The following is a 15,730-nucleotide window of genomic DNA, read 5'->3' as shown; positions in this document are numbered from 1 at the left end:
TTCGCATTGCCCGGGTCAAGCGCTGCGCTTCATGTTCGTAGAAGCGCGATTGGTCAGTGGAAACATGGGTCGAAATGCGCGCCTAGCTCTTGGTCGGCTGCTGCTCGGGACAATCCTCGCCGGACCGCCGTTGGTGCAGGCGGCGAATGCGCATCCCCACGTCTTTGCAAGGATCAAGGTCGGCATCATCGTCACCGACGGCGCCATCACGGGCATCCGCCATACCTGGACATTCGACGAGATGTTCTCGACCTTCTCGATCTCCGGGCTCGGCGACGGCAAGGGCGCTCCAACACGCGAGCAACTCGCACCGCTGGCAAGGCGCTATGTCGAGTCTCTCAAATCATACGGCTATTTCACGCGTGCGACGATCGACGGCCGGGACACTCCTCTCGCCGATCCGTCAAGCTACGCACTCGACATGCGCGACGAGGCACTCGAACTGCAGTTCACGCTTCCGGTCATCGAGCCGGCGCCGGCGGAAACCGTTACGCTCTCCATCTACGATCCAAGCTATTACGTCGCGCTTTCGCCTGCGGACTCGGATGCTGCCGGACTCGAAGGCGCGGCGCCCAATTGCAGGCTGTCCGTCAAGAACACAGAACAGCCGAAAGCTGTGGATGAATCGTTTTTCCGGTCGCTGTCGGCGAACGAAGACTGGGCCGCCCAGTTTGCAACAATCATTGCGATGCAATGCGCCAAGCCGTGACCTGCCGACCACGGGCGCTCAGGTCTTCGTTGTGCCGGACTTTTCCTCCATCGGCGAAACCTGTGATCGTCGATAGGACAGGATCAGATCACAACGCAGGCACGTGAATTTGTCGTAGCCGTGAGCGAGCGTCGAGCGCTCGGCCTGCATGGTAATCCTGCAGCGCGGGCAAAGCCTTAGCGGCGGCAATTCCTGATTCATCGAGCAAAACTGACCGGTTTCCGCCGTCCGGCCTTGATCAGGATCAAATGTTGCCGTTGCCGTGGTCAGGAGGCTTGAACCAGCAGCACCAGGCGGACCAGTTCCGACAGGCTCCCGGCCTGCATCTTGGTCATGACATTGGCGCGATAGACCTCGACCGTGCGCGGACTGATGCCGAGGTCATGCGCGATCGTCTTGTTCGGCAGGCCGGCGACGAGCCCGTCCAGCACCTGGCGCTCGCGTTGCGACAGGCTTGCCAGCCGTTCCTCGATCTCGCTGCGACGCCCGGAGCGCTCGCTGTCGGCACGCCGCGCTTCCAGCGCCTGGCGCACCGCAGCCAGAACGCGTTCGTCATCGAACGGCTTTTCGAGGAAGTCGAGCGCCCCCGCCTTCATCGCCTCGACCGCGAGCTGAATGTCGCCATGGCCGGTCATGACGATCACCGGAACGGTGCAGGCCAGTTCTCGCAGCCGGCGGAGCAGATCGAGACCGCTGACATCCGGCATCCGCACATCCGTGATCACACAGCCATTCATGTCCCGCGTGAATGTTTGCAGAAACTGTGCCGCCGATTGATAGGTCGCGACATCAAAATTGGCCGCGCGCAGGAGAAACGACAGGGAGTCCCGGACCGCGTCGTCGTCGTCGATGACATGAACGAGTTTCTGATCAGGCATCGCGAATATCCTCGCCGCCCGCGAGCTTGAGGGTGAGGTGAAAAACCGTGCCGCCGTTCGGATTGGGTTCGGCCCAGAGCCGTCCGCCATGCGCCTCGACGATGGTCTTGGAGATCGAAAGTCCGACGCCCATGCCCTGCCGCTTGGTGGTGACGAAAGGCTGGAACAACTGGGGCAGAATGTCCGCTGACAGTCCGCTGCCGGTGTCCGACACGCTGACCCGCACCATGCGGTGACCGTCGGGAACCGAGGAGATGACCAGTTGCCGCGTCGGCATTTCGGACATGGCCTCGATGGCGTTGCGGATCAGATTGAGCACAACCTGCTGTACTTGAACCTTGTCGGCGAAGACAAGGTCGTTGCCGGCATCAAGATCGAAGCGGACCTTGACCCCCTGGTCCTTGGCTCCCACCAGTGCCAGCGCGCTCGCCTCTTCCAGCAATTTGGAAAGGCTCTCGGCCTTGCGCTCGGCGTCCCCCCGCGCGACGAAGTTGCGCAGCCTGGAAATGATCTGTCCGGCACGCAGCGATTGCTCGCTCGCCTTGTCGAGTGCCTCGGCCACAAGCTTCTGCGCATCCGCGGCCGGACTGTCGATAATGCGGCGGGCACCCTTCAGGTAGTTCGAGATCGCGGACAGCGGTTGATTGAGTTCGTGCGCCAGTGTCGACGCCATCTCCCCCATCGCGGTGAGGCGCGAAATGTGAATGAGTTCCGCCTGCAATTCCTGCAACCTGCCTTCCGTCTGCTGCCTTTCGGTAAGGTCGCGAATGAACCCGGTGAAGAACAGCTTGTCTTTCGATTTCATCTCCCCGACCGCAAGCTCCATCGGGAACGTCGATCCATCCTTGCGCTCGCCGACCACGACCCGGCCCACGCCGATGATCCTGCGTTCTCCGGTGCGCTGATACCGCTCCATATATCCATCATGGCCTTCGCGATAGGGCGACGGCATCAGCATGCTGACATTCCTGCCGAGAACGTCGACGGCCTTGTGTCCGAACAGGCGCTCGGCCGCGGCACTGAAGGACTGAATGCGTCCCTTCGGATCAATGACGATCATCGCGTCCGGAATCGTGTCCAGAATCGATTTCAGATGCGCCTCGCGCGCCACCAGATCGAGATTGGTCGCCTCCACGGCCTGCCTGGCGGACTGAATGCGTCCGCCCAGCCAGGCGAGACCAAATCCAATCGCAAGAAACGCGGCCGCATCCACGATGCCGGTTCGCGACAGCGCCGCTCCGGAAAACCACACTTCGACACCAACGATCAGTCCGGTAACCAGGCATCCCGGCAGCGGACCGCCGAGGGCGCTGATGACGAGAACCACCGGCACCAGGAACAGATAGACCGACCCGCCCTCGACTTGCGGAAACAGCATCACGCGCGCGGCCAGCGTGACCGCGATCAGTGCCGCGACCAGGCCAAGGGCGATCCAATTGCGCGCGGTGAGAGCCGACATGGGAAATCCGATTCTTTTGTTTTTACAATAGCCTGAAGCCTAAGCCCAACCCATCGGGCCGGGCACCTCCGGGATTGCCCTTAGGTGGAATATCCGAATTTTCGCAGGCGTCGGCACCTCGTAACAGGACTGCAGGGTTCATTCAGGAGCACGCCATGCACATCGAAGCAGCCACGCGATCGCAAATTCTAGCCCGCGCTCCTTTCGTCCAGCACACTCCCGAGCCGTCCGCGCACACCCTGTTCGGATCGGTCGAATTGACCGGGGCACGGATGTCTTTCGCAAAGGACGTCGAAATCTACGGCGAAAACGAGCCAGCCGATTATGTCTATAAGGTGCTGAGCGGCTCTGTCCGGGTCTACAAGATTCTTCAGGACGGCCGCCGCCAGATCGAAGGCTTCTATTTCCCCGGCGATGTCTTCGGCATGGAGATCGGCTCGCATCACGCCTCATCGGCCGAGGCGGTCTCGGCGTCGACCATCGCGGTGGTCCGGCGCTCGGCTCTGCTCGCCGCCGCAGGCAAGGATGCGGACGTATCGAACCGGCTCTGGACGCACACCGCGCGGGAGCTCGAGCAGGCCCGCCGCCATGCCATGCTGCTGGTGAAGACGGCTCAGGAACGCGTCGCATCGTTCCTGATCGACATTTCCAACCGACTCGCCGGCGAGGCCGTCGAACTGCCGATGTCGCGGCAGGACATCGCCGACTATCTCGGCCTCACAATCGAGACGGTATCGCGCACGCTGACCCAGTTTCAGCAGACATCCGCGATCGAACTTGCAACCTCGCGGCGCATGATCCTGCGAAACCGGCAGGCTCTGATCAATCTCGATTCGTGAGCCCAATGACCATGGCAACCTCAACAACAGCCCCGATCCGTGCTCTGCCACGCAGCTTCCGCAAGATCCGGCTGGAGCTTGCGCGTGAAAAGGCCCATCCCGCCGGCAGCGCCGGCCGTGGCTATATCATTGTCGCTCCGCTGGATCAGGAGCGACGCTTCGATGCCAAGGCATGGAAGGAGCATCGCGATGCGTGCCGTGTCGTGCGCTTCCGTCCCGGCGAGGAAGACGATGTCGGGCATCTCGTGCACCGGCCGGGCGGGAGTTGGGCATTTCGATACGACATTCGCGGCGACGAAGAAGACGAGGCCGGCTACCACTTCCAGGACGAGCGCTTCGAAATCGGCGAGTATGTGTCCGTGCGCGAAGCCGATGCGACGCATACCTACCGCGTGATTTCGGTCGAGCCGGTCTAGCGATGCGGAGCGGTGCGATGGTTCCGCCCCGCCGGAACAAGGAAAAGCGAAAGAGCGGCCCTCGGGGCCGCTCTTTTTTCTTTGCACGCGCATTCCGGGAGTGAAATTGCCACCGTCCGATGCGTGAAGCCAGCTATTTGAGCGTGTTCAGGAATGCGATGAAATCGCGGACCTGTCCGGTGTCGAACCGGAATTCCGGCATCGCCGGATGGCCGGTCACGATGCCTTCCGCCAGCGATTCCTCGAGACTTTCCACCGGATACTTCTTGTGCAGATCGCGGAAGGGCGGCGCAATCGCCAACGGGCTCGGGCTGACCTTGTCGATGGCGTGGCACTGCATGCAATAGGTGCGCGCGATCACGACCCCGCGCTGCGCGCCTTGCGCCAGCGCCGGCGCCGAGGGCGAAAGGCATGCCATGGCAGCGACCGCCCCGGCGCTTATCGTCGCGGCGGTCGTGCGGCGGAATCGTGTGCGGCCGATCAATGGCATTTCGCCGCGCCCAGCGCTTCGATGGTGAGCCGGTTCGGGCAATATTGCGGCCAGCTCGCGACCTTCGGCTGGTCCTCCAGTTCATGCGCGCATTGCGCCTTGCTGTCGCAAAGCGAGCAGCAGCGCTGCATGTCGCGCAGCACGGCCTGGTCGATCGCGCGGAAATCGATGCCCGCCTGTTCGAGGCGGCGATACAGCAACGCCGCCGATTCGCCGGACTGCCTGGCAAGCGAGACCAGATCGCCGAACGTCAGCCCCGCATCCTGGACCATGCGCTCAAGTTCGGCGCCGTCGAGCGCCTGCAGCTCGGCGATGGCCGCGCGGCGCTTGCGGTAGCGGTTCCAGGCCGTGCCGATTGCGTTGAAGAAGCCCGAATTCCCGATTGTCTGCGAAGCCATGGCTCGCCTCCTGCTGTTGGTGAAATCCGTATCGCAGACTTGCAGGTCGGTGGCGTTGAGATGCATCAACGGCGCGCGCGCTTTTTTCCGCTGCCCGTTGACCTCGATCAACATGGCTCGCGGCCTCCGGGCTCATTGGTGCACGCAGATTGATCGGCACTGATCGAGCACGGTTGTTCCATGGCACAGACGACGGCACCTGCGACTCTCAAGTCGATGACGGTCAGCGAAGGCGGGCTCGCGCTCACATTCGCCGGCACCGCCTTCGCATCCTTCTTCATCGCGGCGATGGCCTACACACCCGAATACGCCTTCCATGCCTCGCTGTTCGCGGCGGGAAGTGCGGCCGCGGTCTTTGCGATCGTCGAGCGCTATTACAACCGGCCCGCCGCACCCGCGCCGCTGACCATCGACGGCAAGCCCAACTACAATATGGGCCCGGTCAAGTTCGCGACGGTCGCGGCGATGTTCTGGGGCATCGCCGGATTTGCCGTCGGCGTCTGGGCGGCGCTCGAACTCGCCTTCCCCGTTCTCAACTTCGACCTGCCCTGGCTCTCCTTCGGCCGTATCCGGCCGCTGCACACCTCCGCGGTGATCTTCGCCTTCGGCGGCAATGTGCTGGTGGCAACCTCATTCTATGTGGTGCAACGCACCTGCCGCGCGCGGCTGGCAGGCGAACTGGCACCCTGGTTCGTCGTGCTGGGCTACAATTTCTTCATCGTTATCGCCGGCACCGGCTATCTGCTCGGCATCACCCAGAGCAAGGAATACGCCGAGCCGGAATGGTACGCGGACCTGTGGCTTACGATCGTATGGGTCGTGTACCTGATGGTGTTCCTGGTGACGCTGATGCGGCGTTCCGAGCCGCATATCTATGTCGCGAACTGGTTCTATCTCGCCTTCATCGTGACCATCGCGGTTCTGCATCTGGGCAACAATGCCGCGATCCCGGTCTCGATCTTCTCGCCGAAATCCTACATCGTCTGGTCCGGCGTGCAGGATGCCATGGTGCAATGGTGGTACGGCCACAACGCGGTCGGCTTCTTCCTGACCGCCGGCTTCCTCGCCATCATGTATTACTTCATCCCCAAGCGCGCGGACCGGCCGATCTATTCCTACCGGCTCTCCATCATTCACTTCTGGGCCCTGATCTTCCTCTATATCTGGGCCGGGCCGCACCACCTGCATTACACCGCCCTGCCCGACTGGGCGCAGACGCTCGGCATGACCTTCTCGATCATGCTGTGGATGCCGTCATGTGGCGGCATGATCAACGGCCTGATGACGCTGTCCGGTGCATGGGACAAGCTGCGCACCGATCCGGTGCTTCGCATGCTCGTCGTGTCGGTCGCCTTTTACGGCATGTCGACCTTCGAGGGTCCGCTGATGTCGATCAAGGCGGTCAATTCGCTCTCGCATTACACGGACTGGACCATCGGCCACGTTCATTCCGGCGCACTCGGCTGGGTCGGATATGTTTCGTTCGGCGCGATCTATTGCCTGGTGCCGTGGCTCTGGCACAGGCGCGAACTCTACTCGCTCAAGCTCGTCAACTGGCATTTCTGGATCTCGACCATCGGCATCGTGCTCTACATCTCGGCAATGTGGGTGTCGGGCATCCTGCAGGGCCTGATGTGGCGCGCCTATACGAGCCTCGGCTTCCTCGAATATTCCTTCATCGAGACCGTCGAGGCGATGCATCCCTTCTATGTCATCCGCGCGATCGGCGGCATCCTGTTCCTCGCCGGCGCGCTGATCATGGCCTTCAATCTCTGGATGACGGTCGCGTCCCCCGAACAGGAGGAAGCGCACCGGCGGACCGGTACGGCCGCGCTCGTCCCGGCGGAGTAATCTCACATGTCGCTCTGGTCCAAACACGCCATCTTCGAAAAGAACTCGATCGTGCTTCTGATCGGCGTTCTGATCGTCATCTCGATTGGCGGCCTCGTCGAGATCGTGCCGCTGTTCTACCTCAAGAGCACGATCGAGAAAGTGTCGGGCGTGCGTCCCTATACGCCGCTCGAACTCGCCGGCCGCAACATCTACGTGCGCGAAGGCTGCTACAATTGCCACTCGCAGATGATCCGGCCGCTGCGCGACGAGGTCGAGCGCTACGGGCATTATTCGCTCGCCGCCGAAAGCATGTATGACCGGCCGTTCCAGTGGGGATCGAAGCGTACCGGCCCCGACCTCGCCCGCGTCGGCGGCAAATACTCCGACGAATGGCATCGGGATCACCTGAACGCGCCGAAGTCCGTTGTCCCCGGCACCGTGATGCCGGCCTATCCGTGGCTTGCGCGCACCGAACTCGATTTCAGGCATATCGGCGACGACCTGAAGATGCAGGCCGTACTGGGAGTCCCCTATTCGCCCGAGATGATCGCGAATGCCGCGGCCGATCTGCGCGCGCAGGCGGTCACCGATCACCCGGATGCAGACACGTTGCAGAAGCGTTATCCGAACGCACAGGTGCGCGACTATGACGGCAATCCGGGCGCGATCTCCGAGGCCGACGCGCTGATCGCCTATCTGCAGATGCTCGGCACGCAGGTGAATTTCAAGCTCTATGACAACAAAGCCAATATCCGCTGAGGCGCCGCATGTCCGAAACCTACAGAAACCTCGCCGAGTTCGCGCAAACCTGGGGCCTCGTCTATTTCGTGGCGGTGTTCCTGCTCGTCGTCGTCTACGCCTTCTGGCCCGCCAACAAGAAGAAGTTCGACAAGGCCGCGCGCATGCCGCTGCGGGAGGATGACTGATGGCCAAGCGCGAGGTCGACGCCGTCACCGGCACTGAAACAACCGGCCATGAATGGGACGGGATCCGCGAATTGAACACGCCGCTGCCGCGCTGGTGGCTGTGGACATTCTATCTCACCATCATCTGGTCGATCGGCTACTGGATCGTCTATCCGTCCTGGCCGCTGGTCACGACCTATGCGCAAGGCACGTTCGGCTGGAATTCGCGCGCGGCGGTTGCCGAAGACCTCGCGGCATTGCGCGCGCAGCGCGGCGCCATGGCAGACCGGGTCGCCGCGGCTTCGCTCGACGAGGTCCTCGCCGACCAGCAGATGCTCGATTTCGCGCGCGCCCAGGGCCGCGCTGCCTTCGCCGACAATTGCGCGCCCTGCCACGGCGCCGGCGGCGGCGGCGCCAAGGGCTATCCCAATCTGAATGACGACGACTGGCTGTGGGGCGGCAAGCTCGACGACATTGCCTTCACCATCCGCCATGGGGTGCGGACCACCGACGACAAAACCCGCCAGGGTGCGATGCCCGCCTTTGGGCGCGACAAGATATTGCCGCGGTCCGACATCGAAGCGGTCGCCGATTTCACACGATCGCTTTCCGGTCTTCCGGTCACGTCCGGCGCCGATCTTGCCAAAGGAAAGAAAATCTTCGCCGACAATTGCGTCGCCTGTCACGGCGATGCCGGCAAGGGCAACCGCGAGATCGGTGCGCCCGATCTCACCGACCAGATATGGCTCTACGGGCCCGGCCGCGACGTCATCATCGAAGGGCTGATGAATGGCCGCGGCGCCGTCATGCCGGCCTGGGCACCGCGGCTCGACGACACCACCATCAAGTCGCTTGCGGTCTATGTCCACACTCTCGGTGGCGGCCAGAAATAAAGCCATGGTCGCGCTGGTCATCGATCATCGGTTGAAGGCAGGGGCCGAGTCCGTGCCCGGTCCGTCCGGGGGCGGCGCGCAACCGCCCGCCGACGACGATCATCATGACAACGACCAGCCGCTCTACGCCGCGCGCCGGAAAATCTATCCACAAAGCGTTCATGGCACCTTCCGCCGCATCAAATGGGCGGTGCTGATCGTCACGCTGGCGATCTATTACTTCCTTCCCTTCGTGCGATGGAATCGCGGTCCGGACGCACCGGACCAGGCGGTGCTGATCGATTTCCCCGGCCGCCGCTTCTATTTCTTCTTCATCGAGATCTGGCCGCAGGAAGTCTACTTCTTCACCGGATTGCTGATCATTGCAGCGATGGCGCTGTTCCTCATGAACGCCGTCGCCGGTCGCGTCTGGTGCGGCTATCTGTGCCCGCAGACGGTCTGGACCGATCTGTTCCTCACCATCGAGCGCCTGGTCGAAGGCGACCGCCGTCAGCAGATGCAGGCGGATGCGGGTCCGTGGACGGCGCAGCGCATCGCGCGCAAGGGCGTGAAACATGTCTTGTGGCTGATGGTCGCCTGGTGGACCGGCGGCGCCTGGGTCCTTTATTTCGCCGATGCGCCGACGCTGGTGCGGGACCTTGCAACCGGGCACGCACCGCTGATCGCCTATGGCTGGATCGCGCTTCTGACCGCCACCACCTATACGCTCGCCGGCCACATGCGCGAGCAGGTCTGCACCTATATGTGCCCGTGGCCACGCATCCAGGCGGCGCTGACCGACGAATATGCGCTGAATGTCGCCTACCGCTTCGACCGTGGCGAACCGCGTGCCTCCGTGAAGAAAAGCGAACAGCTCCGCCTCGAAGGCCTCCCGGCCGGCGATTGCATCGATTGCCGCCAATGCGTGAATGTCTGCCCGACCGGCATCGACATCCGTGACGGCGCGCAGCTCGAATGCATCCAGTGCGGCCTGTGCATCGACGCCTGCGACAACATCATGCAGAAGATCGGCCGGCCGACGCGGCTGATTGCCTACGACAGCGAGGTCAACCTGCAGCGACGCCTTGCGGGGCAGGCACCAGTCCAGAAGATCGTGCGTACCCGAACCGTGATGTATGCGCTGATCATCGCAGCCGTCGCCGGGATCATGCTGTATGCGCTGCTGACGCGCCATGCGTTCGATGTGAGCGTGATCCATGACCGCAATCCGCTCTTCGTGCGGATGGCCGATGGCGCGATCCGCAACGGCTATACCATGCGGATTCTGAACAAGCGGCTGGAGCCGCGACGTTTCGCGGTATCGGTCACGGGGGTACCGGCGGCCGTGGTCGAGATCGTCGGGCTGCCTCTCGGTGCCGCGCGCAACGTGGAGGTCGGACCGGACCAGTCTCGGGAATTCCGTGTCCTGGTCAACAACTACGAATTCGCCCCGCCGCCCTCCACACCGATCGTGTTCCACATCCTCGATCTGGAGTCGCGCGAATGGGCGCAGGCGAAAGATCATTTCCGTGCACCGGAGCGGCCGAAATGAACGCCATCAGGCAACCCCGCAAGATCACAGGAACCACGGTTCTCATCTGCTTCATCGGTTTTTTCGGAATTGTCGCAACCGTGAACGCGTTCATGATCCATGCTGCGGTGACGACCTTCGCCGGCACCGAGACATCGTCTGCCTACAAGGCGGGTCTTGCCTACAAGCAGGAAGAGGCCGCCGCCTCGGCGCAAGCGGCGCTGAACTGGCTGATTGAGGGCCGGATCGCCCGAACACCCTCAGGCGAAGCCCTGCTTTCTGTCGGGATCCGGGACAGGAACCGGCTGCCGGTCCACGGCATCGATGTCTCCGCGCGGCTCGCACATCCGCTCAATGCGCGGCTTGACCATGACATCGCTCTCGCCCGCGTGGCGAATGGCGAGTTCCGTGGCGTCACCGAGGCCGCGGCCGGGCAATGGACTCTGACCCTCGAAGTGATGCAAGGCGGCGATCGCGTCTATCGCACCAAAAGCCGCGTAGTGCTGAAATGACCGAAAGCCGGCGCCTCGATTTCTCGCACTACACCCGGCGCACGGCCGATGGCGTCGAGACCATGGACGTTGTCGTCGACGGCATTCATTGCGGCGGCTGCATCGGCCGGATCGAGCGCTCTCTCAAGTCGGTACAGGGCCTTGCCGACGCGCGCCTCAACTTCACCAACCGTCGCCTGACGCTGACCTGGAACGACCCCGCTTTCGACCCGGGCGAAGCCATCCGCCTCCTGGAACGGATGGGGTATCATGCCAATCCCTTCCGCCTGCGTTTGGACGAAGAGCAGGACGGCGCGCAATCGAAATTCCTGCTGCGCTGCCTCGCGGTGTCGGGCTTCGCGGCCATGAATATCATGCTGCTGTCGGTGTCGGTGTGGTCCGGCAACGTCACCGACATCACGCCCGAGACCCGCGACCTGTTCCACTGGATCTCGGCTGCGATCGCGCTGCCGGCCGCGGCCTATGCCGGCCAGCCTTTCTTCCGCAGCGCCTGGAATGCGCTCAAGGCCCGTCACACCAATATGGATGTGCCGATTTCTCTCGGCATCCTGCTCGCACTCGGGCTTTCCCTCTTTGAGACCGCACATTCCGCCGAGCACGCCTATTTCGATTCCGCGATCATGCTGATCTTCTTTCTGCTGTGCGGGCGCGTGCTCGACCAGATGATGCGGCGCAAGACCCGGGCCGTCGCGGGAAATCTCGCGGCATTGAAGTCCGACACCGCGCACCGGCTGATGGATAATGGCGAAGTGGTGGAAGTTCCCGCTGCGGCCCTGCGTGCCGGCGACCGGATTCTGGTGCGCGCCGGTGAGCGGATCGCAGCCGACGGCGTCGTGATCGGCGGTCACGCCAGTCTCGACGAGAGTCTGATCACCGGCGAAACCGCGCCGGCGCAGGCACGCCCCGGACGACGCGTCTATGCCGGAAGCATCGATCTCGACGGCACACTCACCCTGCGCGTCACGGCAGCAGGAACCGACACGTTCCTCGACGATATCGATCGGCTTCTCGACAAGGCGGTGCATGCGCGCTCGCGATACGTCAAGCTCAGCGACCGGATTGCGGCGTATTATGCTCCGGTGGTTCATGCAACCGCCGCATTCACCTTCATCGGATGGATGCTGGCCGGGCAATCCGCGCATGCCGCCGTGATCGCCGCAATTTCCGTGCTGATCATCACCTGCCCCTGCGCGCTGGCGCTCGCTATTCCCGCGGTGCAGGTGGTCGCGGCGAGCGCCCTGTTCCGCTCCGGCGTATTCCTGAATGCAGGCGACGGGATCGAACGGCTGGCGGAAGCCGATGTCGCGGTGTTCGACAAGACCGGCACGCTCACGCTGCCGGAACCGCACGTGCTCAATGCAGACGATATCGACCCGGACGCCTTCGTGCTTGCGGCGCGGCTTGCGGTGTCGAGCCGCCATCCGCTCGCCGCGGCCTTGGCACGGCGCCTGCCACAATCCGCGCCGGTCGAAGGCGTCACCGAAGAACACGGCCGCGGCGTACGAGCCATGTTCGACGGGATCGAAGCACGGCTTGGCAGTCCCGCCTTCTGCGCGGTCGAGGTTCCGCACAATCTGCTCGCCCGCCACCCCGGCGCATCCCTGATCGCGTTCCGGCATGGCGATCGGGAGGCGGTGTTCGTCATCCATCAGGCGCTGCGGCCCGATGCTGCCGAAACCATCCGGGGACTCGCCGAGCTCGGAATCGACGTCCATATTCTGTCCGGCGACCGTGCGGAGGCCGTGGCTCCGATCGCCGGGGCGCTCGGCGTTTCGAACTGGCGCGCCGGACTCAACCCCGCCGGGAAGGTGGCCACCATCGAGGCGCTGAAGACCGGCGGCCGCAAGGTGCTGATGATCGGCGACGGGCTTAACGACGCACCATCGCTCGCAGCGGCCAACGTCTCGATCTCGCCGATCAGCGCCACCGACCTGTCGCAGGCGCAGGCCGATGCGGTGTTCCTGGGCAGGAGCCTCGCGCCGGTACTCTCCACCGTGATTGCGGCGCGACGCGCGCGCGTGATCATGCGCCAGAACCTGGTGCTCGCCATCGTCTACAACACGATTGCCATTCCGGTCGCGATGGCCGGGCTGGTCACGCCGCTGATCGCAGCGATCGCGATGTCCGGTTCATCCATTCTGGTGACGCTGAATGCCTTGCGTGCGCGCGGGACACGACAGGCACCGCCGGCCCTGCCAGAGGTCTCGGTCATCCCGGCGGTGCGGCCGACATGAACGTGCTGGTCTACCTCGTCCCGATGGCGCTGGGCCTCGGCCTGGCCGGGCTGTTCGCGTTCCTGTGGTCGCTGCGCAGCGGGCAATACGAGGATCTGGACGGCGCCGCTTTGCGGGTCCTCGATGACGATGACCTGCCAGGGGCCAGCGAAACCGCCGACCGGGCGGCCGGTTGACATGCGTCAACGCAGGAATATGCCCTTCGACGCATGAACGCAGCGCGGAGGAATTTGTCATGCTGAAGGATATCGTCGTCAATCTGACACCGAGCCAGCCGCGAGACCCGGCCGCGGATTTCGCGATTTCGCTTGCGGGTCAATGCGGTGCGCATCTGACGGGCCTGGCGTTCGCGCTCGAGCCGGCAATACCCGCGGGCGCAATGGGTGGCATCGCGGGCGACGTCATCGACCGGGCGGTCGCCGAAGCGCAGCAACAGGCGAAGGATGCCGTTACGCGCTTCGAGGCGGCGGCAAACAAGCAGGGCGTCCTGTCGGAAAAGCAGGTCATCACCGCCCTCGTGGCCGATGCCGCGAACCGGTTCGGACAGATCGCGCGCCATTTCGACCTGTCGGTGGTGCTGCAGCCCGAACCCGACAGCATCGCGCCGAACGACCTTTTCGTGGAGTCCGCCCTGTTCGGCTCGGGCCGGCCGGTGGTCGTCGTACCCTATATTCAGCGAGACGCCGTCAAGCTCGATCATGTCGTCTGCTGCTGGGACGGAAGCGCGACTGCGGCGCGCGCGATCGGCGACGCCGCGCCCCTGCTCGCCATGTCGAAGCGCGTCGAACTCCTGATCGTCACCACCGGCGAGAAGTCGGATGAGGAACCCGGTGCCGACATGGCGACGCACCTTGCGCGGCACAAGCTCAACGTCACTTTGCAGCGGATCACCGCCACGGATATCGATGTCGGCAACGCGATCCTGTCCTATGCGGCCGACAGAGCCGCCGACTTTCTCGTCATGGGCGGTTACGGCCATTCGCGGTGGCGCGAGTTCCTGCTGGGCGGCGCCACCCGGCAAATTCTCGCCAGCATGACCCTGCCGACCCTGATGTCGCATTAGGCGCGCCCGGGGACGCGGCACGGCGTATTGATCCGGGCACAGCGCCGACGGCGCCGTCCTGCGGTAGCGGCGACACCTCGATACGCTGTTGAAGGAACGCAAGTGAACCCGCGTCAGGCGGTTACGGTTCCCGAATGCGCGGCGCGCGTTCCCTGTAGGTGACGAGCCAGTATGCAACACCGAGCGCAAGGATTGTGGCGGCGAGCGCGAGTAGTTGTAGTGCATCCGTAGACGCCAGGTCGACGATCATGATCTTGCGCACCACGGCAAGCAGCGCGAGCAGGATCACGGTGCGCACCTGAACGATGCTCTGCTTGCGCTCGGCAACGACCAGCAGCGAGCGCTTGAATTCGAGTGCAATGATCACCGTGAAGATCATCCCGAACAAGGCCTGAAAGACGGAATAGTCGGTCGGATCGAAACTTGATTCGAGGATGCTGACCACGACCTTGAGCACGAGACTCCATAGCGCAAAGACGATGATAAGCGCGATCACGCCGGTCAGTACGACGATGACCGCATGTTCGAACTTCTCGTAGAAGGTCAGAAGGTTCCAGCGCTCGCGCGCCGCCGCGAGTTCGTGTCTCCACGCCATGGCGGAGCCTCATCCGTCGAGTTGATGTGCTTGCTTCTATACAGCGATTTCACTTGCGGGTCATGAAACTTGGGTCCTGCAGCGGATCCCGCACCGGATATCGATGTCGCAGTGACCGGCTCGCGCGCGCGGGCCAGCAACGTCACACCGTTCTGGACGCCACGCGCTTCTTGGCGATACCCGTCCGGCCGCGCCGTGATGCGCGACCGCCGCTTTTTGTCGTTCTGACTGCCTCGGCCGCTAACGGGTGTTCTTTGCAGCCGGCTCGTCCGAAGGATCGGGGATTTCGCCCGGCTGGTAATTCGGCAGCGAGCCGGCCGGAATGATGGCAAGGAATGCCAGCGCCGCCATCAGCAGCAAACCGAACTTCAACGCCCGCAACCGCGATTCGGTATTGACTCGCACCGCTTCGGCGACCTGAGCCGGTGACGCGGTCGTCTTCGACAGCGTTTCCTGCAGGCGGTCGTTGCTGACGAAGTTGATGCTGTCGAGATTGACCTGCGCCTGCAATTCCGGCGTCAGCTTGGGCGCGGCGTTGATCGCCGCCAGCATGATTGCGCTCAGGAGCCCGACCAGCAGCGCGCCGGCGACCGCCGTGCCGACCGCCGCCGCGAGATTGTTGGTGGTGCCGCGCAGCGAGCCGACGTCGCCCGCAAGCTCCTTCGGCGAGGCGGTCACCAGCACGTTGAACAGCAGCGTGACCAGCGCACCCTGGCCGATGCCGAACAGCACGAGACCGATCAGCACCGGTCCCGCGCTCCAGTCGTTGCGCACGACATAGGCCAGCCACAACAGCGCCGCGGTGCACAGGACGAAGCCGTAGCGGCCGATCTGCCGGGGCGTGAAGCGGTCGTAGAACCGCACGATCAGCATCGCGGTGAAGAACACCGTGAGGTTGAACGGCATCATCGCGATCGCAGTGGCGATCGGGGAACGGCCCTGCACGATCTGGATGTAGAGCGGCACCGAGAAGTTCAGCATCGCCTCCAGCGCGAC

Annotated in this window: 18 protein-coding genes; 12 read left to right on the top strand and 6 right to left on the bottom strand. The window is 63.6% G+C overall.

The genetic code is table 11. From position 1 onward, the window contains the following. Positions 1 to 64 precede the first annotated feature (64 nt). A complete protein-coding gene (locus AB7F49_RS17285) occupies positions 65 to 709 on the top strand; it encodes a DUF1007 family protein (protein WP_428524502.1) in 645 nt (214 codons plus the stop codon). A gap of 266 nt (positions 710 to 975) precedes the next feature. On the opposite strand, the gene fixJ is transcribed toward AB7F49_RS17285, so the two are convergent. Both fixJ and AB7F49_RS17275 read right to left on the bottom strand, forming a co-directional pair. Further along, positions 976 to 1,587 carry a response regulator FixJ gene (gene fixJ, locus AB7F49_RS17280; RefSeq protein WP_428524500.1) on the bottom strand — a complete coding sequence of 204 codons (612 nt, stop codon included), beginning with the start codon at positions 1,585 to 1,587 and terminating at the stop codon, positions 976 to 978. Continuing rightward, positions 1,580 to 3,046, bottom strand: a complete 1,467-nt coding sequence (locus tag AB7F49_RS17275; protein ID WP_428524498.1) for a PAS domain S-box protein — start codon at positions 3,044 to 3,046, stop codon at positions 1,580 to 1,582. Before AB7F49_RS17275 ends, fixJ begins: the two co-directional genes overlap by 8 nt. A gap of 155 nt (positions 3,047 to 3,201) precedes the next feature. On the opposite strand from AB7F49_RS17275, the gene AB7F49_RS17270 reads away from it, so the two are divergent. Together AB7F49_RS17270 and AB7F49_RS17265 are read left to right on the top strand one after the other, a co-directional pair. Beyond that, positions 3,202 to 3,885, top strand: coding sequence for a helix-turn-helix domain-containing protein (locus tag AB7F49_RS17270; RefSeq protein WP_428524496.1), 684 nt, complete (start codon positions 3,202 to 3,204; stop codon positions 3,883 to 3,885). Positions 3,886 to 3,890: 5 nt separating this feature from the next. Beyond that, a complete protein-coding gene (locus AB7F49_RS17265; RefSeq protein ID WP_428524494.1) occupies positions 3,891 to 4,301 on the top strand; it encodes a hypothetical protein in 411 nt (136 codons plus the stop codon). 133 nt (positions 4,302 to 4,434) lie between these two features. On the opposite strand, the gene AB7F49_RS17260 is transcribed toward AB7F49_RS17265, so the two are convergent. Beyond that, positions 4,435 to 4,719, bottom strand: coding sequence for a c-type cytochrome (locus tag AB7F49_RS17260; protein ID WP_428524492.1), 285 nt, complete (start codon positions 4,717 to 4,719; stop codon positions 4,435 to 4,437). A gap of 62 nt (positions 4,720 to 4,781) precedes the next feature. Further along, positions 4,782 to 5,303 carry a DUF6455 family protein gene (locus AB7F49_RS17255; RefSeq protein ID WP_428524490.1) on the bottom strand — a complete coding sequence of 174 codons (522 nt, stop codon included), beginning with the start codon at positions 5,301 to 5,303 and terminating at the stop codon, positions 4,782 to 4,784. Between the two features lie 102 nt (positions 5,304 to 5,405). Between AB7F49_RS17255 and ccoN the strand changes: the two genes are divergently transcribed. From ccoN to AB7F49_RS17210, 9 genes are read left to right on the top strand one after another with little or no spacing between them, the layout of a single operon-like run. After that, the gene (gene ccoN, locus AB7F49_RS17250; RefSeq protein ID WP_428524576.1) at positions 5,406 to 7,040 is read left to right on the top strand and encodes a cytochrome-c oxidase, cbb3-type subunit I; all 1,635 of its coding nucleotides are present in this window, start codon (positions 5,406 to 5,408) and stop codon (positions 7,038 to 7,040) included. Between the two features lie 6 nt (positions 7,041 to 7,046). Next, positions 7,047 to 7,781, top strand: coding sequence for a cytochrome-c oxidase, cbb3-type subunit II (gene ccoO, locus AB7F49_RS17245; protein WP_428524488.1), 735 nt, complete (start codon positions 7,047 to 7,049; stop codon positions 7,779 to 7,781). Between the two features lie 8 nt (positions 7,782 to 7,789). Next, positions 7,790 to 7,948, top strand: coding sequence for a cbb3-type cytochrome c oxidase subunit 3 (locus AB7F49_RS17240; RefSeq protein ID WP_428524486.1), 159 nt, complete (start codon positions 7,790 to 7,792; stop codon positions 7,946 to 7,948). Further along, positions 7,948 to 8,820, top strand: coding sequence for a cytochrome-c oxidase, cbb3-type subunit III (gene ccoP / locus AB7F49_RS17235; RefSeq protein ID WP_428524484.1), 873 nt, complete (start codon positions 7,948 to 7,950; stop codon positions 8,818 to 8,820). The genes AB7F49_RS17240 and ccoP overlap by 1 nt, the downstream gene beginning before the upstream one ends. A 4-nt stretch (positions 8,821 to 8,824) precedes the next feature. Further along, a complete protein-coding gene (gene ccoG, locus AB7F49_RS17230; RefSeq protein ID WP_428524482.1) occupies positions 8,825 to 10,351 on the top strand; it encodes a cytochrome c oxidase accessory protein CcoG in 1,527 nt (508 codons plus the stop codon). Beyond that, the gene (locus tag AB7F49_RS17225; protein WP_428524480.1) at positions 10,348 to 10,842 is read left to right on the top strand and encodes a FixH family protein; all 495 of its coding nucleotides are present in this window, start codon (positions 10,348 to 10,350) and stop codon (positions 10,840 to 10,842) included. The genes ccoG and AB7F49_RS17225 overlap by 4 nt, the downstream gene beginning before the upstream one ends. Continuing rightward, the gene (locus AB7F49_RS17220; protein ID WP_428524478.1) at positions 10,839 to 13,076 is read left to right on the top strand and encodes a heavy metal translocating P-type ATPase; all 2,238 of its coding nucleotides are present in this window, start codon (positions 10,839 to 10,841) and stop codon (positions 13,074 to 13,076) included. The genes AB7F49_RS17225 and AB7F49_RS17220 overlap by 4 nt, the downstream gene beginning before the upstream one ends. Then, positions 13,073 to 13,252, top strand: coding sequence for a cbb3-type cytochrome oxidase assembly protein CcoS (ccoS, locus tag AB7F49_RS17215; protein WP_428524476.1), 180 nt, complete (start codon positions 13,073 to 13,075; stop codon positions 13,250 to 13,252). The genes AB7F49_RS17220 and ccoS overlap by 4 nt, the downstream gene beginning before the upstream one ends. 59 nt (positions 13,253 to 13,311) lie before the next feature. Further along, positions 13,312 to 14,139 (top strand): universal stress protein, encoded by an 828-nt coding sequence (locus AB7F49_RS17210; protein ID WP_428524474.1) that lies wholly within the window; start codon positions 13,312 to 13,314, stop codon positions 14,137 to 14,139. A gap of 121 nt (positions 14,140 to 14,260) precedes the next feature. On the opposite strand, the gene AB7F49_RS17205 is transcribed toward AB7F49_RS17210, so the two are convergent. Then, positions 14,261 to 14,734: a phosphate-starvation-inducible PsiE family protein gene (locus AB7F49_RS17205; protein ID WP_428524473.1), complete on the bottom strand. Its 474-nt coding sequence runs from the start codon at positions 14,732 to 14,734 to the stop codon at positions 14,261 to 14,263. A 240-nt stretch (positions 14,735 to 14,974) separates the two neighbouring features. Next, positions 14,975 to 15,730: MFS transporter (locus AB7F49_RS17200; RefSeq protein ID WP_428524471.1), on the bottom strand; the 756-nt coding region annotated here is incomplete at its 5' end.

This window comes from Pseudorhodoplanes sp. (genome assembly GCF_050250235.1).
Classification (GTDB): Bacteria; Pseudomonadota; Alphaproteobacteria; order Rhizobiales; family Xanthobacteraceae; genus Pseudorhodoplanes.
Note: the sequence above shows the minus strand (reverse complement) of the source record. Positions and strands in the feature narration are given on the sequence as shown.